Annotated in this window: 14 protein-coding genes; 9 read left to right on the top strand and 5 right to left on the bottom strand. The window is 50.0% G+C overall.

The genetic code is table 11. The features are described 5' to 3' along the window. Positions 1 to 42: 42 nt before the first annotated feature. Positions 43 to 3,072, bottom strand: coding sequence for a TonB-dependent receptor (locus CBR65_RS16545; protein WP_157672120.1), 3,030 nt, complete (start codon positions 3,070 to 3,072; stop codon positions 43 to 45). Between the two features lie 782 nt (positions 3,073 to 3,854). Between CBR65_RS16545 and CBR65_RS16540 the strand changes: the two genes are divergently transcribed. The 3 genes from CBR65_RS16540 to CBR65_RS16530 are packed head-to-tail and all read left to right on the top strand — an operon-like array spanning position 3,855 to position 7,134. Continuing rightward, positions 3,855 to 4,475 carry a gluconate 2-dehydrogenase subunit 3 family protein gene (locus tag CBR65_RS16540; RefSeq protein WP_087467881.1) on the top strand — a complete coding sequence of 207 codons (621 nt, stop codon included), beginning with the start codon at positions 3,855 to 3,857 and terminating at the stop codon, positions 4,473 to 4,475. Positions 4,476 to 4,514: 39 nt separating this feature from the next. After that, positions 4,515 to 6,239 (top strand): GMC oxidoreductase, encoded by a 1,725-nt coding sequence (locus CBR65_RS16535; protein WP_087467880.1) that lies wholly within the window; start codon positions 4,515 to 4,517, stop codon positions 6,237 to 6,239. Positions 6,240 to 6,267: 28 nt separating this feature from the next. Further along, entirely contained in the window at positions 6,268 to 7,134 is an 867-nt protein-coding gene (locus CBR65_RS16530) for a sugar phosphate isomerase/epimerase (RefSeq protein ID WP_087467879.1), read from the top strand. A gap of 60 nt (positions 7,135 to 7,194) precedes the next feature. Here CBR65_RS16530 and CBR65_RS16525 read toward each other — a convergent pair whose 3' ends face one another. Then, positions 7,195 to 8,373, bottom strand: a complete 1,179-nt coding sequence (locus CBR65_RS16525) for a hypothetical protein (RefSeq protein ID WP_087467878.1) — start codon at positions 8,371 to 8,373, stop codon at positions 7,195 to 7,197. A 226-nt stretch (positions 8,374 to 8,599) separates the two neighbouring features. Between CBR65_RS16525 and CBR65_RS16520 the strand changes: the two genes are divergently transcribed. Beyond that, entirely contained in the window at positions 8,600 to 9,451 is an 852-nt protein-coding gene (locus tag CBR65_RS16520; protein WP_087467877.1) for a putative porin, read from the top strand. A gap of 207 nt (positions 9,452 to 9,658) precedes the next feature. On the opposite strand, the gene orn is transcribed toward CBR65_RS16520, so the two are convergent. Continuing rightward, positions 9,659 to 10,201 (bottom strand): oligoribonuclease, encoded by a 543-nt coding sequence (orn, locus tag CBR65_RS16515; RefSeq protein ID WP_087467876.1) that lies wholly within the window; start codon positions 10,199 to 10,201, stop codon positions 9,659 to 9,661. Between the two features lie 106 nt (positions 10,202 to 10,307). On the opposite strand from orn, the gene rsgA reads away from it, so the two are divergent. Further along, a complete protein-coding gene (rsgA, locus tag CBR65_RS16510; protein WP_087467875.1) occupies positions 10,308 to 11,327 on the top strand; it encodes a small ribosomal subunit biogenesis GTPase RsgA in 1,020 nt (339 codons plus the stop codon). Positions 11,328 to 11,366: 39 nt separating this feature from the next. Beyond that, a complete protein-coding gene (locus tag CBR65_RS16505; RefSeq protein WP_087467874.1) occupies positions 11,367 to 12,173 on the top strand; it encodes a sulfurtransferase in 807 nt (268 codons plus the stop codon). A gap of 106 nt (positions 12,174 to 12,279) precedes the next feature. Here the strand turns inward: CBR65_RS16505 and CBR65_RS16500 are convergent, their stop codons facing one another. Next, entirely contained in the window at positions 12,280 to 13,863 is a 1,584-nt protein-coding gene (locus CBR65_RS16500) for a carbon-nitrogen hydrolase family protein (protein ID WP_087467873.1), read from the bottom strand. A 244-nt stretch (positions 13,864 to 14,107) separates the two neighbouring features. Between CBR65_RS16500 and CBR65_RS16495 the strand changes: the two genes are divergently transcribed. From CBR65_RS16495 to CBR65_RS16485, 3 genes are all read left to right on the top strand, one after another. Further along, entirely contained in the window at positions 14,108 to 15,649 is a 1,542-nt protein-coding gene (locus tag CBR65_RS16495) for a DUF3369 domain-containing protein (RefSeq protein WP_087467872.1), read from the top strand. 11 nt (positions 15,650 to 15,660) lie between these two features. After that, on the top strand, positions 15,661 to 17,037 hold the full coding sequence (locus CBR65_RS16490; protein ID WP_087467871.1) for a GAF domain-containing sensor histidine kinase: 1,377 nt from the start codon (positions 15,661 to 15,663) through the stop codon (positions 17,035 to 17,037). A gap of 114 nt (positions 17,038 to 17,151) precedes the next feature. Further along, complete coding sequence (locus tag CBR65_RS16485; protein ID WP_087467870.1) at positions 17,152 to 19,500, top strand: fatty acid cis/trans isomerase; 2,349 nt, start codon at positions 17,152 to 17,154, stop codon at positions 19,498 to 19,500. Between the two features lie 159 nt (positions 19,501 to 19,659). On the opposite strand, the gene CBR65_RS22530 is transcribed toward CBR65_RS16485, so the two are convergent. After that, the gene (locus CBR65_RS22530; RefSeq protein WP_087467869.1) at positions 19,660 to 21,078 is read right to left on the bottom strand and encodes a glycoside hydrolase family 19 protein; all 1,419 of its coding nucleotides are present in this window, start codon (positions 21,076 to 21,078) and stop codon (positions 19,660 to 19,662) included. Positions 21,079 to 21,084 lie beyond the last annotated feature (6 nt).

The raw sequence follows: 21,084 nt of genomic DNA, 5'->3' as shown, positions 1-21,084 counted from the left end.
AATGCTGCCTGAGCAGCATTCTCTTCTTTGCGTCACAACAGATTAAAAGCGGGCGTTGACACCGAGCACAATACGACGCTCAAAGGCGTTGTATTCTGTGCGGAAGTCTTCCCAATGCATGTACTTGTTAGCGCCTTCTTCTGTCAGGTTTTGCACATTCAAACTGACATCAATGGCATCGTTAACATGATAAGTGCTGTTCAGGTCGACATAGAGTGACTCGTCATCCCACACCGGCAGACCACCCAGGACTTTATTCGCATCATCATTCGGCAATACGCCAGTCTCGGTACCGTTGTAACGTTTATCCAGATAGTTAGCGGCAACACGGAATTCAAACCGCTCGTCGCTATACCACAGGACCAGGTTAGATTGGTTTTCAGCGGTCGCATTGAAGGGAACGTCCTGACCATCCGCCGCAAAGGTATAGCCTTCACGAGTGCTGGGCGAGTAGGTGTAGTTCCAGGTAATACCAGTGTTAGCTAAAAAGCTGGGTAAGAAATCAAAGCTTTGCTGGTATGAAACTTCCACACCCTCTACGCTGGCGTTAGAGCCATTGCGCAACTCGATAACTGTGCCGCCTTCCCGCACAATACCATCGCTGTCAGCGAGCGTAAGATCTGTGGTTCTAACCTCTTCGGTAAAGCCGCCAATATCCATGTAGAAAAATGTCAGCCCTAACAACGTGGTATCGGTGGGATACCACTCACCGGCAAGGTTATAAACTTTGGCGCTCCAGGGTTGGAGGTTCGGGTTTCCACCTAAACGGATTTCACTGATGGCTTGATAGCGATTCCCGGTATCAGGATCAATCTGCCCGCTTCTCCAGGACGTAAATTCTCCCTGACCAAATTGGTTAAGCGCTTGCAGCGAGGTACGCTCGTCGTAAGAAACCTTGATCTTGTATTCATCTCCAAAATCGAAGTTGGCGTTAATACTTGGCAGGAAGTAAGAATGTTTTACTGTCGTGAATTTATCGCCAGCGTCGACATAGTAAGTATGGTTAGCGTCTGAGCCTGCAAACACATCGCGACCCAAGCGATTACCGTCATAAACATTCTGTTTAATAGTCAGCGTGTCTGTCACTCGTCTTACACCCGCATTACCACTTAAACGCACACTATCGGTTAATGCTTTATCAAAGTTAAAGCTGACGTAGAATGATTCGCGATCCTCATCAATAACATAAGATTGGTCCGGACGATCTTTACGAACATGTTGCGCTTCATACAAGTTGTCCATAAAGGCCAGATTGCTGCCAATTTTCGAGACATCAATCATAGGGATGGAAGCGTTGAAAGATTCAACCGTCGCGCCAAAGTCAGACACCTGATGCATGTATGGTTGCAATCCGGCTTCATCCAGGTTGACGCCGCGCACCGGCTCAAGACCGATATCTTTCAGCTCAACCAAACTGCCACCGGAGGTTTCGACCAGGTAAGTACCACTGGTACCATCATTCGCCTGACCAGTCCCATACACGTAACCTGCTTCATGATATTTAACCAACATGTCATAAGCTTGCATGTCTGTCGGATCGTAGGCAGTAATGCCAGTCGGCATAAAGTAATGGAATGCACGACGCTCAATACTGCGCGTACCATCGCGCACACCGAAATCCACAGAGGTCAAACCTTCATCGGCAAAGTGATAGTTGAAATCAGCACGCAATACATCCAGAGTGGCTTCGTGATGCTCGCCTTCTAACCAACTGGAATGGATATACCATGCGGAACTTTGGCCCATGGCTTGCGCAAACGCGGGATCAAATTCCCAACTAACACCATCGTCGTGTGCCATAAACGTTGTCGTGTGATTTCCCGCAATATAGCCTGGGTTAACCTGGCGAGTATCACCGTTCAGGTTGTAGACATAACCTTCGTCATCAAACAAGCCATCAGGTCCGGGTGATGAGGGACGTTGCACTAATGTAAGCGCATCATTCTCACGCGTGGCTTTAGAATTGATATAGCGAACACTACCGGTGAAATCACCACCGCCATCAAACTTCAATTCAAAGCTATTATTCAGTGCCGAGGTTTCGCGGAAATTAGAACTAACACCGGCGCGCAACGCGGAGTTCATATTCGCTGTCCAGCCAGTTGCGTAATTACCTTGGGCAATAGGCACATCACCCGCGGAGTTAACGCCTTGCGGTTGCATACGGCCATAATCCCAACCGACGGAATCCAGATCGAACTGGAACATATTTCCCGCCTGTTTTTCATCCATGCTGTTATAAAAGGAATCGATATTTAATTCGAGCGAATCGCTCAATTGCGCGTTGAAGTTGTAATTCAGACCAAGGCGTTCGCGCTCGGTAACAAAGTTGGTTGATACGGGACCATCCCAGCTCATCATCATCAAGGCATCACCGCGGTTCTGTACACCGGCGCGGGTTTGCGTTTGATTGGCGGAGAGCGTTTGATCCGCGTAGGCGTATGCCAATGACATCGCATAAGTGTCCGCGTTAAAACCAATCAGGCCACTAATTTCCGGATCAGTTTCTTCAGTAATGCTGCCTTGGCTCGCCTGCAAGCGCACAACGTTCGTGAGGCCGCCGTCAAGATCCAAAGAGCGGCGTGTCAATAAATCTACCGAACCACCAATACCACCTTCTAATTGTCTGGCGTTGGAAGATTTTGATACGTTGACACCGGCAATAAGACTTGAGGGAATATCCTGGTAGTCCGCGTTACTGTTCAGAATATTCTGTGCGGTTAAAAACAGCTCACCATTCAACGTGGTTAATATCTCATTAGAGCCACGAATACTGACGATGCCGCCTTGCCCTGCGCTACGCTGAATCTGAATACCCGTCACGCGCTGTAGCGAATCGGCAATAGTGCTATCGGGCAATTTACCGATATCTTCTGCCGCAATTGAGTCCACAACTTCAGAGGTATTGCGTTTAATACTAATGGCTTTTTCCTGCGCGCCCTTAACACCAGTGACAATAACTTCTTCAATGGTGTCTTCTTGTGCAATTGAATAAGAAGAAGCTCCAGCCACGGCGCAAGCAGCTATCACGGAGGCCAATAATCTAGGTTTAAATCGATGAGTGTGATTCACTTTGGAAACTCCTTTGGAGTAATTTTTATGTATTTTTTTAACGCTTCTCATGACCTAAAGCCCGGTTACCACATCAATGGTGTTATTAGAATTAACCGAGTCTTAGCGTCCATGATTCATACAAAGCTTAGATGTAACCGTTTACATTTTCAAGGATGATTACAGCTATTTTTCATTGGACAAATCATCATTAGGGTAAATTAGATAGATATAATTAATAATATAAATTTGATAAAAAGCTGTAATATTCTGTTTTTAAAGGAATTTAATTAAGAAAGGAGAATCGGCATTAAATACGGAGTAAGTGAAGGTATAGCCAAGCAGTAACACAAATAATGTAACCGGTTACCATTTGTTACAAGATAAGCATTGTTACAGGATATGCAGGCCTTAATACTTGTCACGGCGCAAAGGCCGAGCCTTCAAATAAGAAGAAGTTTGAATCAAATATAAATTCGGAACACTAAGCCACCATCGACAATATATGAGGCAATAAAACACGCACCAAGGAGGCCTGCATGGATAGAACGTTATAGATAGCCGAATAAAGAAAATTGAGAATGCAGTTCTAATGAGATGTTTTTGTTCAAAATAAAATGCATCCCCCGCTCGTGACGTTCAAAATTGAAATTGTTTTGTTGTGTAAATTCTCTTGCACAGAGGCCGTAAACGGTTACATTTAAATCATAATAAATGCCTGTCTATTTGGCTTCCAGACAAGCTTTGAGGCATTAGACTATCCATTAAAGCCTCGCATTTTTCAGCAACCGAGTACCCCTTTTATGCCCAATGTTACTGATCCTGGCGTGATAGCCACTTCCGATATTCACCTCGAACGGCGTACCGCAATCAAGCAATTAGCCGCACTGTGTGGCCTCGCTCTGTCTGCCACGTCGCTGTCATTAATGGCCGAAAGTTTTACCAGCCCGCGCGATATATCCCGACGGAAAAATCGCTTCCTCAAGCCGGAGCAATTGGCGTTAGTGCGCGACCTGGGCGAACTGATTATTCCCACTACCGATACGCCCGGTGCGATAGGCGCTGATGTGCATAATTTTATCGATTACCAGGCAGCCTATTGTTTCAATGCTGATGAACAACAATCGCTGCTCGCCGGTTTGCAAAAAATTGATAGCGCCGCGCAAAAAAATTATGGCAAGGCATTTTTATCCTGCCCGAAAGACCAGCAAGTTGAATTGCTAACGCAGATGGAAAAAGCCCAGGGCGAATTTGCAGCGGAAGACCGCGAACACTTCAAGCAATTGAAAGCGCTGGTGGTATTTGGCTATTACACCTCGGAAATCGGTGCGTCCAAAGAGCTGGCGTATCTGGCCATTCCCGGCGGTTATAAAGGTTCGGTGAAGTTTTCAACTGTCGGCAAAGCCTGGTCGCTGAACTTCTAATCAGCCAGGTTTATGAAATAAATACAGATCGAGCAGACTATGAGTAAAACGATTTATATCAAGAAGACCCAGGAAAAATTCGACGCGATTGTTGTAGGTTCCGGAGTGACCGGCGGCTGGGCCGCTAAAGAATTATGTGAAAAAGGTTTGAAGACCTTGATGGTGGAACGGGGTCGCCCGGTAGAACACCGCAAGGATTATGTCGGCGAAGGTGTAAAGCCGTGGGAGATGCCATTTCGCGGCAAGATCGAGCGCGATATTGTCGACGAGCAATATTACATTCAAAAACAAAACTATGCGTTCAACGATGCAACCAAACATTTTTATGCCAATGATCGCGACCATCCCTACAGCACCCCACAAGAAAAACCCTTCAGCTGGATTCGCGGCAATCAGTTAGGTGGCAAGTCGCTGCTGTGGCACCGCCAGTCTTATCGCTGGAGTGATCTCGACTTTACCGCCAACGCCAAAGACGGGCACGGCGTGGACTGGCCGATTCGCTACAAAGATATCGAATCCTGGTATGACTATGTAGAACATCACGTTGGCATCAGCGGCTCGGTGGAAAATATTCCCGTGCTGCCGGACAGCAAATTTCTGCCACCGTTTGAATTCAATGCGGTGGAAAAAGATTTAAAAGCGAAGTTCGAGAAAAAATACAACGATCGAAAATTAATTATGGGTCGCTGTGCGCATCTATCCAAGCCTGCACCGCACCATATTGAACAGGGCCGCTACCAATGCATGGCGCGCAACGAGTGCCAAAAAGGTTGTACTTTCGGGGCCTATTTTTCTACGCAAAGCTCTACGTTACCGGCAGCGTTAAAAACGAATAACTTATCGATTGCCACCAACAGTATCGTGCACAGCGTGATCTATGATCCCAAAACCAATCGCGCTACCGGCGTGCGCATTATCGACAGCGAAACCCTGGAGACGCGCGAGTATTTTGCCAAGGTCATCTTCCTTTGTGCATCGACCCTCGGCACCACGCACGTCATGTTGAACTCCATCAGCGAAGCCTTCCCCACCGGGATTGCCAACTCGTCCGGTGTGCTCGGCCATTACTTGATGGACCACCTCTACGGCGCCGGTGCCAACGGCACGGTGCCCGGCTTTGAAGACGAATATTATTCCGGCCGCCGCCCGACCGGCGTTTATATTCCGCGTTTCCGCAACGTTACTAAAAAGGATGCCGACTTCCTGCGCGGTTATTCCTTTGCCGGTGGCGCGGCGCGTGAACATTGGAGCCAATTTGCTTACAAAGATGGCTTCGGTGTGGATTTTAAGAACGCCATCAAAAGTGCCGGTGAATGGAAGTTCGGTTTGCGTGGTTCCGGTGAGATGTTGCCGCGTTATGAAAACCAGGTGTCGCTGCATCCCACCAAGAAAGACAAATGGGGTATGCCGCAATTACACATTGAATGCGATTACTCCGACAATGACATCAAGATGCTCAATGACATTGCGGATACCGCCGCCGAAATGCTGGAGTCAGCCGGCCTGAAGAATGTGCAACGCACTGTTGAAGAATGGCCGCCCGGTTTGTCCATCCACGAGATGGGTACTGCAAGAATGGGTAAAGATCCTAAAACTTCGATCCTGAATGGCTATAATCAGGCCCACGACGTGCCCAATCTGTTTGTGACGGACGGTGCCAGTATGGCCTCTTGTGCCTGGCAAAATCCCTCGCTGACCTTTATGGCACTCACCGCACGCGCTTGCAATTACGCGGTAGAACAACTAAAACTCGGTAACATTTAATAACGCAGCAAATAAAAGGAAGACAACAATGAAACTCTCAACCTATCTCAAGGTTCTTGCCATGGCCGTCATCACCAGCAGCAGCGCAGCCAGCTTTGCAGCGGATGTTGCGCCAACCTCGCCGCAACTGAGCGTTCAGCTGTGGTCGATCAAAGACGATGTTGCCAAAGATTTTGAAGGCACATTAAAGAAACTCGCTGACATGGGTTTTCAAGGTGTGGAATTTGCCGGCAACTTCGGCCCCTACGCTGAAGATCCACAAGGCTTGAAAAAATTCCTCAACAAACTGGGTTTGAAAGCCTCCGGCGCGCACGTCGGCTTCGATAAATTTTCTGATGAAAATTTTGATAAAACCGTCGCGTTCTACAAAGCGATTGATTGCCACTACCTGATCATTCCCATGGACCACCGCGCATTTACTGCGGAAGGCGCCAAAGAAGTTGCCGCTGATCTGGAAAAAGTACAAGCCAAATTAAAACCCCACGGCATGCACACCGGCTATCACAACCACAAAGGTGAAATGCTCGGCAAAGAAGGCAAAACGCCCTGGGATGTGATCGGCACAGGCACCTCGACAGACGTGATCCTGCAGCAAGATGTAGGCTGGACCGAAGTAGCCGGTAAAGATCCGATTGATTTTATTAAAGCCTATCCCGGCCGTACCATCACCACACATTACAAAGCCGCTGCACCGGAAGAAGGCAACAAGGAAAACCCGATCATCGGCAAAGACACCACCGACTGGGAAGCGCTGATTGTTGCTAACCGCACTGTGGGCGGTACCTTATGGTTAGTGGTTGAGCAAGAAGTTTACCCGGAAGGCATGACGCCGATGCAAAGTGTGGAAGCGTCGTTGAAAGGTTTGCAGAAAGTGATTGCGGAGATGGATAAATAGTTTCGTTCCCACCAGTAAAAAGGGGTGCTAATCGCACCCCTTTTTATGCGCTGAACTCAACTACAACAGCCAACGTTTATACTCCGGCGACTGAATAAAATCCTGATAGAGTGCCTCGCCAGCAAAAGCCTCTTCGGTAAATTCATAGTCAAAATTCTCTTCAAGATACTTCAATGTTTCAACCACCTGTGCATATTTTTCTGTATGCACCTGACAGTTTATTAATGTCCAATACGGATCTTCCAGGTCCGGTTCTATCGCGATAGCTTTGCGAGCATATTGTTCGGAACAGGCGAAGTCTTCCGCGATAAGACATGTGTTGGCCTTCAAAAGCATCAATACACCATCTTCACCGATTAAACCGACGATACCATCAAGGCTTTTTTGTGCCCGCCTGAAGTTGCCGTTATAAATATGATGATCAATCAATAAAAAGCCCGCCGACTCTTCGTTGCCATAATATTTGTCCAACAACGCTAATTGTTCGCGGTATTCCGTCTCACCAATCTGTCCCGCCAGATTGATTGCCGAATGCAACATAATTCTTCGGGTTCTGATATTTTCCGGCTGTGCCTGCAAAACCCGGTAGGCTGCTTTGTAATTACCCGCCGCTCTGAATTTAGCGATTCGCTTAAACGCTTCTCCCAGCGCCTCATTGTATTCAACACTGCCAAACAACCGTTTGAGCAAGGACTCACTCGGGTTGTACAGCATTTGCGATACGATCCCCAGGGTTTCACTCATCATTTGCCCTGATGAAAGCGGAAAAAAATCGACTATTTGCAGTTTTCCACCATCTTGCTTTTCCACCACCAGCAGCAAGTACTCATGTCCACCGTCGCTATAGTCAAGCCTGACCACGGGCTGGTTATCCTTGATGGTACGGATAAATTTCGCATTCGGGTTTCGTTGATAGGTCGACGTAAATAACACTTTGGACAGATGCACTTCCCCATTTTTCATGCTCCCTGCAACATAAGCATTGACATCCCGCTCAAGCGTGAACACCGATTTTGCCGCGCGACGAAAAAAATCCTTGAGGTTAAAGATCTTGACCATGCGCTTATCATCCTGCTGGTTGATGACATCCGCCAGCTGCTCGCCCAACGTATCGTATGCATTCATACCTTGGGTCGCATCGTTTGCCTGCGCGCTGTGCATGGTCAAAAGTATTGTCAACAAACACAACAGCCAATGTGTCACACCAACAAATCCCATACCCCTTTTAACGGCGTTCATAACCCACTCCTGTTTTTCAGTATTTGTTGTTTGCAGATAAGAGCAACTTTTGGCCAGATTAACTCGCCGCAGCCTTCACGCCAACCGAATTGCAAAAAGTTATATTCCCGATGACCCTAAGGATACAGCTATACCCGCTTTTAATTCATGACACTTTACATACTCAAGGGTAAACTGCGCGCCGCTCGGAAGAGCGTTTATCTTTTATGAAATTAAGGAGATTTTCATGCGTAATTACCTGCTCGGCTCGGCTATTGCACTGTTACTTGCTACCGATATATCCATCGCCCAAACCTACCGTTCTGAAATCAGCCTCGATTATCTGCGTCGTGACCGAGAAGCATTGCCAGACTCCGAAAGCGATACCTGGAGGGTCAGCGGAACCTACTATTTTTCGCCGGTGAATACTGCCAATCATCCCTTGGCTGAAGCGGCATTCCTGGAAAAAGCCAGCAATCTCAGCGTCAGCTACCTCCACGAGGAGTGGGACTACAGTGATACCTATGGCAGTTTCCGTTATGAAACCTTTGTTACGGAAGAAAACCTCAACGCTGACATTGAACTGTTTATCCCGAACAAGATGTTTTATGTCGCTGCGGGTATGACCCGGGATGAATCAAAGTATCGCACCACAGTGTTTTACATGGAGGACGACCTGAATCCAGGAGTGGAAACAGACACGGAGACGGACAGCGATAACAGTTGGCACGGCTCACTGGGTGTAACACCCATTGATGGCTTGCTGATTTGGTCTGATTTCTACGAAGATGTAGATCTCGACGAGCATTGGAACCTCAATGCCAAATATGTCACCGACTGGAACGGCAATGCCATAAACATCGAAGGTGGATACAACGACTACGACGGTGATTACTCTATCTATGTTGTGAGCGACTACTACCTCGATCGCACATTCAGTGTTGGCGCCGGCGTTAGTTATATCGATGCCGCTGATTCCGATAACAGTTATATTCTACGCACGCGAAAATTCTTTACTGATAGATTCAGCATCCATGCAAACTATATTTCCAGCGACTTTATAGACACCTATAACATTGGAATTGATGTGCGGTTTTAATAAGAATCTCTCAATAATTCCTTATCGCCATAGAAATATTATCCAACGCTTTCGCTCAATCGCTTGAATACAAAATATCGCAATATTTTGTGACGCGTTGATGGACTTTGTTATTGGTGGGTGTTTTCGAGGGCAGTGTCGGATTACGCCGTGCGGCTAATCCGACCTACGGGATGTATTACGGTAACGAGTGCGAAGCCGCACGGTTTAGAGTTTAAAGAAAGTGTCGCGGTAGTGTTGCAGTTCAGCGATAGAGTCCTTGATGTCATCAAGCGCTAAATGCGCGCTGGATTTTTTTACGCCAGCAAGTACGTCGGGGCGCCAGCGGCGGGCGAGCTCTTTGATGGTGGAGACGTCGAGGTTGCGATAGTGGAAATAGGCTTCGAGTGTGGGCATGCCACGCACGAGGAAGCGGCGGTCCTGGCAAATTGAATTGCCGCAGATGGGCGACTTGCCTTTGGGTACCCACTTTTCCAGAAACGCGATGGTTTCCGCTTCGGCTTGCGCCGGGCTGATCTTGCTGTCGCGCACGCGTTGGGTGAGGCCGGATTTGCCGTGTTGGTTGGTGTTCCACTCGTCCATGGTGTCGAGGATGCTGTCGGGTTGATGGACAGCGTAGGTGGGGCCTTCGGCGAGGATGTTGAGGTCGGCGTCGGTGATCAGGGTGGCGATTTCGATGATCACGTCGTTGTCCGGATCAAGACCGGTCATCTCCAGGTCAATCCAGATCAGGTTGTTTTCGTTTTGCATTTATGAAACCTCTTAAAAACATTGGCAGTGGAGGGTTAGCAGGGCACAATTGCCGGCCAGATTAACGTGTCACTCCTGTCCCCACAACCGGTAATGAAACTCCCTGATGAGCAAACGCAAACTCACCCGGCGCCAGTCCTGGCGCATTGAAAAAATTCAGGCGGAACGCAGTGCGCGTGCGGCGCGGCGCGATAGCCTGGCGGATGAGCATCTGACCGAGGGTGAGCTGGGGCCGGAGGAGCATGGGTTGGTGATTACCCACTACGGCACACAGGTGGTGGTGGAAGCAACGGAAGGCGATAACGCCGGGCAGCATAAACGTTGCCATTTTCGCAGTAACCTCGGCTCGCTGGTGACTGGCGACCGTGTGGTGTGGCGCGACGGCAATCCTTACGGCGTGGTGGTCGCGGTCTTGCCGCGCGAGTCGGCACTGTGCCGGCCCGATCCCCATGGCGATATGAAGACCATCGCCGCCAATATCGACCGCATCATCATTGTGGTCGCTCCCTATCCCGAACCTCACGCCAATCTGATTGATCGCTATCTGGTGGCGGCGAGAGGCATCGGCATCGAACCGGCCGTGCTTATCAATAAAGTGGACCGCATTGATGACGCGACGCGCGAAAAGATCACTTACCTCGAACAAACCTATCGCCATCTGGGCTATCAGGTGCTTAAGGTGTCGACCAAGGCGAACACCGGTCTGGATGAGTTGACGCGTTATCTCGCGGACTTTACCAGCGTGTTTGTGGGCCAGTCGGGGGTGGGCAAATCATCTCTCGTGAATGCGCTCTTGCCGGACTGCAACCTGCGCGTGGGTGAGCTGTCCGACAGGCAACAGGGCAGTCATACCACCACCAACGCCCAGTTGTTTCATTTTCCCGGTGGCGGCCATTTGATTGATTCCCCCGGCATTCGCGAGTTTGGCCTTTGGCATATGGAGGCCGATGAGGTGCTGGAGGGGTTTGTGGAATTCCGGCCCTTTATCGGCCACTGCAAATTCCGCGATTGCAGCCACCGCCATGAACCGGGTTGTGCGATCTTGCGGGCGCTGGCGGCGGGTGACATCAGCCAGACACGTATGGACAGTTATCGTTACATCTTGAGCACGCTGGATCAGTCTTGATTCCGTGTGTCCGCTTTTCCACGATCAAGGAGCTTTTCCATGGCCGCATTACCCTTTGTGATTGAGCCGACCCAATTGGCGGCGCTGCTGGCCCAACCCAATCATTTGTTGGTGGTGGATCTGAGCAGCGATGCCACCTACCAACAAGGCCACATTGATGAGGCGGTGCATGTGCCACCGCAATTGCTGCTGTGTAACCAGCCTCCGGTACCGGGCAAGATTGCCAGTGTGGATCAACTGAATCGATTGTTTTCCTTTTTGGGGCTAACACCGGATACCCATGTGGTGGTGTATGACGATGAAGGTGGTGGTTGGGCCGGCCGGTTTATCTGGACGCTGGATGCCATCGGACATAAGCGGTATTCCTATCTGAATGGCGGTATCCATGCCTGGAAGGCGTCAAAACTGCCGCTGACCACCAAGATTCCCGCCGTCAAACCGAGCCAGGTCAGCGTAACCCTCGACCCGAATGTGGTGATCGAAGTGCGCGACATCCTGTGCGATCTGGATAAGGCGGATTTTGTGGTGTGGGATGCGCGCAGTCCGGCGGAATATCACGGCCAGCGCGGCAGTACGCCCAAGCTCGGCCATATCCCCGGCGCGATCAATTGTGACTGGACCAACCTGATGGACCCGAATAATGGTTTGCGCATCCGTGAAGACGCGCGGGAATATCTGGCGGATTTGGGGATTACGGCGGATAAACGTATTGTCACCCACTGCCAAAGCCACCATCGCTCCGGCTTTACCTATCTGGTGGGCAAGGCATTGAGGTTTAATATCCGGGGATACCATGGTTCCTGGGCGGAATGGGGTAGCCATCCGGATACGCCGGTGGAGGTTTAGGTCGGGAGTGTTGTGGGGCAAATTTTGCGATTTGAATGACGAATTAAAACCCCCTTGGTCATGTCGGATTGCGCGGCGTTGCCGCTAATCCGACCTACGTGTCTTTTTACTTCTTCTTATCGCCCCGCCATTGCACGCGGTATAAATCGTGGCGACGGTCTTTGAGGTTTTGGACTGTGCCGCTGTTACGCGCCATGATCAAAGTTTCCGGACGCAAGTCAGCGAAGGCGACCATCTCGGCATTGGGCGTGGTATCGGCGGCAACGCCATCGCGCGCAAACGGAAAATCGCAGGGCGTCAGGATGCAACTCTGCGCGTATTGAATATCCAGGTTCGCCACGTTGGGCAGGTTGCCGACATTGCCCGACATCACCACATAAATCTGATTTTCCACTGCCCGCGCCTGGCAGCAATAACGCACGCGCAAATAACTCTGGCGTTCGTCGGTACAAAAGGGCACAAATAAAATCTGCACGCCCTGGTCCACTAAATGCCGCGCCAATTCAGGGAATTCCGAGTCGTAGCACACCAGTACACCAATGGGTCCGCAATCCGTATCAATCGCACTTAAGGTGCTACCGCCTTCGATATCCCACCAGTAACGCTCGTTGGGCGTGGGGTGGATTTTCGGTTGTTCAAACATGCGGCCATCGCGCAGAAACACGTAGCTGATATTTTCAATGCGTCCGTTTTCCACGCGTGTCGGGTGCGAGCCGGCGATGATATTGACGTTGTAACTCAGCGCCATATTGCGCATGGCTTCTTTAAAACGCGGCGTGTATTTGGTCAGCGCTTCAATAGACTCGAAAGGCGACAACTCCTGATCTTCAATGGATAATAATTGCAGCGTAAACAACTCCGGAAACACCACAAAATCGCTTTTGTAATCCGCCACCACATCCACAAAGTATTCAATATTCTTGATAAATTCACTGAACGAACTGACCTTGCGCAACATGTATTGAACGGTGGCGATACGCACGGTATCCGGCATGTGCACACCAAACTTTTTAATGGGCTTTTCTTCCTTAAGCTGCACCTTGGGATTGCGCCAGATAAGGTGCGCGGCGTAACCCATGGATTGGGTGTCGTCCGGTAAATAATTTTCAATGACGCCAATCACTTCAAACCCGTTGCGCAGTTGAAAGGACAGCACCGGGTCTTTGATTTTTTTATGCACCACCTGATCAATATAATTGTCCACGGTTTTCATTTTTTTGATGCGCTTGGCCAGGTTCGGCAAGCGTCCCGCAAACACCACGCCCTTTAGCCCGAGGGACTGACACAATTTTTTGCGTTCATTGTAAAGCCGTTGTCCAATACGATAACCGCGACAGCTGTCATCAATGCACACTTCCATACCGTAGAGCCAGTCGCCGTTAATATCATGGCGCGACGCATAACCATTACCGGTAATTTCATTCCAGGTGTGCGCCTTCATCGCAATTTTTTCGGCGATGCGGAAAGTCGCGCAATACCCCACCAGGTTCTCGCCCACCAACACCACAATCTGTCCGCGCGGAAAATTGTTAATCTGCCCGGTCACGGCCGCCGGGGTATAGGTTTCCATCTGCAAGGGCTTGTAAACACGTTCCGACAAGGCAACGATGGCAGGCACATCCTGCAAGGTGGCGTTGCGCACAATCAAGTGGGTGGACGGGTCGCGCAGGTGATTGGGGGACTTCGGCATCTTCTTCTCCTGTCTTGGCAAATCTTTACGTCAGTGTAGCTTTATCGCGGCCGATATACCTTGTAGCTATAACTGCCAAAAGGTTATTCATGGCGTCAGATGGCCTGATATCAACCGATAGTTTAAAAAAAGCTGTTGTTAATTTAATTTACTGCGCTAGCAAAAAGTTATAAGAGAGAAACCGGCAATGACATTGAACTCTTCTATACTCAGTAAATAACGATCTGCAGTGAGAGCAGTACAAATGGAATTTCTAAAAAAATCGCCCAAGACCGTCACGCGCACTACACCCACCAGCCTGCCCCAGAGCCTGCGCAGTTGGAAGGTGGCCATCATTGACGATGAGCGCCAGGTACATGCCGTTACCAAGTTGGTATTGGGCAATACGCGCATCGACGACATTCCGCTGGAGTTTCTCAGTGCTTATAGCGCTGTCGATGGCTTGCGCCTGTTTCAGGATCACCCTGACATTGCCCTGGCATTTATCGATGTGGTGATGGAGCAGGACGATGCCGGCCTCAATCTGATTCACCAGATACGCAACGAATTGCAAAATCACACCACCCGCATCGTATTGCGCACCGGGCAACCGGGGTCGTCACCGGAAGAAACGGTAATACGCACTTACGACATCAACGATTACAAAAGCAAAACCGAGCTGACGGATACCAAACTCAAAACCTGTACCTATTCCTGCATCCGCTCTTATCGCGACATTATCACTATCGAAGCCAGCCAACGCGGGATGCGCAAAGTCATCACCGCCTCGGACTCGGTGCTGCTCAGCCAGACTTTGCACCAATTTGGTAACGCGGTGCTGGAACATATGATCCAGCTACTCGGAATCGACACCACTGAAATGTATCTGGTCAGTCGCCATGAAGACCTATATGGCGATACCGAAATCCGTTTACTGGCCGCCACCGGTGCAGCGGTGGAACTCTATAACCGCTGGGATACGTCCATTATTCCGGAAGCGATCAAAGAACAAATATTGCAAACCCTGGAACGCAAGACCTCACTCAGTGGCGACGGTATTTTTATTGGTTATTACAATACCAACCCCCGCACCGAAAGTGTTCTGTACACCCATTTTCGCCAGCCGGATTCCGATATCCAGGAAGACATCCTCAAACTGTTTGCCGCCAATATCACATTGATTTTCCAGAATCTTGCCGGACGCGAAACGGTGCAGGAAACCCAAAAAGAATTGTTGTTGATTTTGGGTGATGCGATTGAGCAACGCTCCAAGGAAACCGGCGCTCACGTGCGCCGTGTTTCACTGATGTGCGAATTGATGGCTCTTAAGATCGGTATGTCACACGAGTATGCCGAAACCTTGCGTTATGCATCACCGCTGCATGACGTGGGCAAAATCGGTATTCCTGAAAGTATTTTGCACAAGCCGGGCAAGCTTGATCCGGACGAGTGGGAAATCATGAAAACCCACGCCACTATCGGTTATGAATTATTAAAAGACTCCAACCAGATCATCGCCAAGATGGGCGCGCGCATTGCTTACACCCATCACGAGCACTGGGATGGCAATGGTTATCCGCGCGGTCTGGCGGGCGAAGACATTCCACTCGAAGGAAGGATTGTGGCCATCATTGATGTCATCGATGCATTGGGCTCAACACGCTCCTATAAAAAACCGTGGAATGAAGCGGATATTCGCACCTATGTTCGCGAGCGACGCGGCCGTCAATTTGATCCAAAACTGGTGGATGCCGCACTGGATTTATTCACCACCTTTAAAACTATTCGCCGCCAGTTGCCGGACTAATCTGGGTTGCCATGACGCAAACTTTTTATAATATTCTTCATCAGGTTTCAAAATCACATGTTATTGATAACGGTGATCTGCACGCAGCCAATTCCCTGATTCTCAATTCGGTTATTGAAGGCTTAAAGATCAAACGCGCCGGCATCTGGTTGTTGTCAGAGGATCGCCAGGCGATGGAGTGCCGTTTGCTCATCGATCAGGCCAACCAGCCAGAGGAAACACCGCAGCTTTTCCGGCAGGATTATCCCCGCTATTTTGCCGCCCTCGATCAGGATCGTGCCATTGTGGCGCACGATGCTCACAGCGATGAAAGCACCAGCGAGTTCAGTGCGAGTTACCTCACTCCGCTGGGCATCAGCGCCATGCTCGATGCCCCCATTCATCATCGCGGAGAAATGACCGGTATTATTTGTTGTGAACATCAGGGCCCCACACGTGTGTGGACGGATGATGAAGTCGCTTTTGTCAGCGCCCTGGCGGATCTTTACGGCCGTGCGTTGAGCGCCGAACAACGCAACAATTATGCAAAGCAATTACAACAAAGCAACGAACTACTGGAAGAGAAAGTTAAAGAACGGACCCAATGGTTGGAGAATGCATTGCGCAACCTGACCCACACCCAGGCCAAATTAATCGAAAGTGAAAAACTGGCGTCTGTGGGGCGTATGGTGTCGGGCCTGGCCCATGAAATTAATACACCACTGGGTATTGCCGTCACCTCGGCAACCCACTGTGAAAGTGAATTACGGCGCGTGCAAAAACTCTATACCCAAGGCGATCTGGCGGAAGATGATTTCAAGCAATTTTTAATGTCGCTCACCGAAGGCATTGCTCTGGTATCGCATAATCTCAATCGTGCGGCCAACCTGGTACACAATTTCAAATTGACCGGGGCCATTCAAACCTCATCCGAAGAGGAGGAATTTGAACTCAATAATTGCCTGGATATCATCATCAAAAGTTTGCAACCCCTGCTTAAACAGCACACGCTCAATTGCCACTACGCCAGCGATGAGGCCATTCGCCTGAGCAGTTATCCCGGTGCGATAGCGCAGATCATCACCAACCTGGTCACCAACAGTATTCATCACGGCTTTGCGGGCATGGAGAAAGGCTCGATCAATATCCACGTGGCCGCACAGCAGGGTCAGGTGCATTTAAGTTATAGCGATAACGGCTGTGGCGTTGCGCCCGAGATTCAGGATAAAATTTTTGAACCGTTTTTTACTACTGCGCGTAAAACCGGCGGATCGGGATTGGGACTATCCATTGTGTACAACCTGGTGACGCAAAAACTGCGCGGCAAGATCAACATCGAATCACAGCTGGGCCTCGGCGCAACATTTATTATTATTTTTCCCATGTCGGCTGCCGATGGTCCGATTTAGTACTGCATCATCTCCGCTCTGTATCACTCTGTGTTGATCAGCACGTTGCTTATGTCGTTTTTATGACACAATAAACCGTATTTTCCCCCGGACTTATCAACAGGTTTTTTGCTCATGGGTTTTATCCGCTCTTGTTCGCGCAGCAGCCTTGTACTGCTTTCGTTATTGGTCATTGGTTGCAGTATGATCGGCGGTTCCTTGTGGGACCAACGTTATGGAAAACCGCAAGCACGCGAGTATGTACCGCAACACACCAGCACTGGCATTGATTACCATGCCGATGTGCAACAGGTTTTCGAGCAGCGTTGCATTGTTTGTCACGCCTGTTACGACGCTCCCTGCCAATTAAAACTGGAATCATTCAAGGGCTTGCTGCGCGGCGCGAGCACAGAAAAAGTGTATGACGGTTCACGCTTGCTCGCCGCGAATCTCACCCGTTTATTTGAAGATGCCACTACGACTCAGGAGTGGCGTGATAAAGGCTTTTTCCCGGTGCTCAACGAGCGCCTGAATATGACCGAAGCCAATATTGAAGGCAGCGTTATGGCGCGTATGCTGATGCTGAAACAACAACATCCACTGCCCAAAATGGCCATTCTTCCCGAGAGTTTTACCTTCGACCTTAATCGCGACCAGCAATGTCCCAAACTGGAACAGTTGGAGCGGTACGAAAAAAATTATCCCCTCTGGGGCATGCCCTACGGTTTACCCGGTTTGGAGCAGGATGAATATAACCTGTTGATGCGTTGGCTGGCGGAAGGTGCGCAGCCGGGTCCAGCCAAAAAAATGGATGCGCAATTGGAAGCTGTAATTGCTGACTGGGAAAGTTTTCTCAATGGTGATGACATCAAATCCCAATTAGTCAATCGCTACCTCTTCGAACATTTGTTCCTGGCGCACGTGTACTTCGATGCAGCGCCACAACATTATTTTCGACTGGTGCGCTCCAGCACACCGCCGGGCGAACCAATCCAGCGCATCAGCACCCGTCGTCCTTTCGATGATCCTAACGTAGAGCGGGTTTACTATCGCTTCTGGCGCGATCCATCCACCATCGTGGCGAAAAATTTCTTGCCTTATGCGTTGAATAGTGCTCGTCGGTCGAAGTGGCAAACATGGTTTTACGAGACGGAATACCAGGTCAGTAAATTGCCGTCATATCACCCGGACACGGCAGCCAATCCGTTCGCAACCTTTATGGAATTACCCGTGGGCTCGCGCTATCGCTTTTTGCTGGATGAAGCGCAGTTCACCATCATGAATTTTATTAAAGGCCCGGTGTGTCGCGGGCAGGTAGCACTCAATGTCATTCAGGATCACTTCTGGGTATTTTTTGTCGACCCGAAACTCATGTCATCCGAACTGGATGCCATGTTCCTCGCGCAAAACAGCAGCCATTTGCAACTGCCCGCCTCGGTCGGCAGCACCTTACTGCCGATGACCAACTGGTCGCGCTATTCCAGTTTGCAAAAAGATTATCTGGTGGCAAAAGCCAATTATGTGCAGGAAAAAGTGGAGCGCCAAGGCGCTGTCACGCTCGATATGATCTGGGATGGTGACGGCAATAATCAGAACGCGGCGTTAACCGTTTTTCGTCACAGTGACAGCGCCAGCGTCAATCAGGGATTGATTGGCCAAAACCCGAAGACCGCCTGGGTCATTGGCTATCCCTTATTGGAACGCATTCATTATTTGCTGGTGGCCGGGTTCGATGTGTACGGCAATTTATCTCACCAGTTACTCAGCCGTTTATATATGGACTTTTTACGCATGGAAGGCGAGATTACTTTTCTCGATATGTTGCCGCCGGAAACACGCCAAGCCGAGCTGACTTTCTGGTACAGGAATGCCGAAAAGGAAGTGCACGAATACCTGGATTTGTATCAAAAAAATCTGCACGTAAAAAATGCTATTCCGTATAAAACGGATCAACACAAAGCAGAATTATTCGGCATGCTAAAGGCGCACCTGCAACCGGTGCTCGACCGTCAACACGACATTGTCAGCACTCGTTTACCAAAAGCAACCCAGGATGCACTGAATAAATTACACGCCGTCAGTGGAGAACCTATCAGTTTCTTACCACAAACCACATTCATTCGCGTACCGGATGTCGGGGTATTTACCCTGCTGCACAACAACGCTTACACCAACCTGTCATCACTATTCCGCGAAGAACATCGCCGTGTTCCCGCCGAAGATGACATCACCCTGGTGCGCGGTATTATCGGCGCCTACCCCAATGCATTTATGCTGGTCGATAAAAAACAATTACCGGATTTTGTTGCTCGTGTTCAACAGTTAACAAGTGAGGCAGACTATCAAGCCCTGCGCGATCGCTACGGCATCCGCCGCACCGACCCGGACTTCTGGCAGATCAGCGACGAAATTCATGCGTATTATCACGCAACCCAACCAAACGACGCCGGCATTCTGGATTACAACCGCCTGGAAAATCGTTGAGTTTTCTCGCCACCACTGAGATGTGAGTTTGACGTGAGGTGGGGATGTTTCGAAACCCTCACGTCAGGGACGACGTGAGGGAGCTACAGGGATGTATTCACCGCGTTTTCGAAACATCCCCACCTCACGTCAAACGTATTCAACGCAAAAATCTATACATCAACAACTTACATTACTACCCGGCGTAGTCCCCAGAATATTTATAAACTGGTTATACAAATTCACCCGGCTCTGCACCTGCCCCGGATTCGCACCATTACATTCCAAAGCACCATTAATGGTACGAATGGTTTCACCAAAGCCGTAGCCATTTGCCATGGACGTATGGGCTGGCCAGTAACCGGCACCTGACTGGGTCATCCAGAACCATAAAGCCGTTTTCCAGGCCGTTGTTGCGTTTTGCTCAACCTGCTCGGGATAACGACGCAGATCCAAACCTAATGCATCACCTGCCGCGCAATAGTTGCCATTCCAACTTAACTGGATTGGGCCGCGACCGTAGTAACGCTTGCCCGGCTCACACGGACAGGTTGACGGATTACCATCCCAATCACCGCAGTATTCACCTTTGGCAATTTCGGTGATATGTACCAGTCCACCGGTTTCGTGATGGAAGTTAGCCAGTGCGGCAGCAGCTTCGCGTTTTTTGGTGGCCAGGTCACCAGTGCCCGCAAACGCCGGATAGGTCTTGGCCGCTTCCACCAAGCCAGCGTAGGTGTAGAACGGATTGCGGTTGGGGAACATCTGATTGAACTGGGCCTGGCTGACAATCGCTGCAAAGCCGGTTGCGCCACCACCACCGCTGCCCGCCGTGCGCACCACAATGGAGCTGGCACGATCGTGCAAGTTAGTTAAACAGCCGCTTGACGCATTGACCACATGGGATGCGCCACCGAAATTATCGTGTTCGTAAAGCACGACTTCATAACCCGCATTGACACGGATAGACGAGGTCTGATCATTCCGCGCACCGCGTGCGATCATCGCATTGAGGTTGTATGAGCCCGTGGGGAAGCCCGCAGACCATCCGCCGTAATTGCAGTGTTCATAAAGCGTTACCGGGCCGGTACTGCCACCACCACCGGCAGAGACAATTTCAATCCAGTTGAAATTCCAGCCGCCGGTTTTGGCAAATACGCCGAGGTTGTAGGTACCGGCGTTAATGTGGACGGTTTTGGAAACCGTCGCCCAGCTTTGCCAGCCGCCAGTTGCGCCGATATTAAAATCTCCCAGCACAATCGCACCCGCATTTAAATCTACCGACGCCGTACCGCCGGATTGACTGGCAACGCGCATACGCACGGTGTAATTGCCGGAACTCGGTATCGAGAGGTTGTAATACGCCAGCCATTCATTGGGCTCGATCCAGCCGACATTGTGGCCGCCACCGCTGTCGGTGGTGGCTTCGATATCAACACCTTCATTGCGGTAAGCACCGCCCTGATTGCCGGGCGTGGTGTCATAAAACGCGTTGTAATTTTCTGCCTGGAAGACAACAGCCTGGGCACTGAGCGCAACACCGAGACTGAGACTGCAACCCAAAAGCGGGAGCAGATATTTTTTGATTGATGGTTTCATAATTAT

Origin of the sequence: Cellvibrio sp. PSBB006 (genome assembly GCF_002162135.1) — a bacterium.
Taxonomy (GTDB): domain Bacteria; phylum Pseudomonadota; class Gammaproteobacteria; order Pseudomonadales; family Cellvibrionaceae; genus Cellvibrio.
This window is presented reverse-complemented; position numbering and strand designations above follow the sequence as displayed.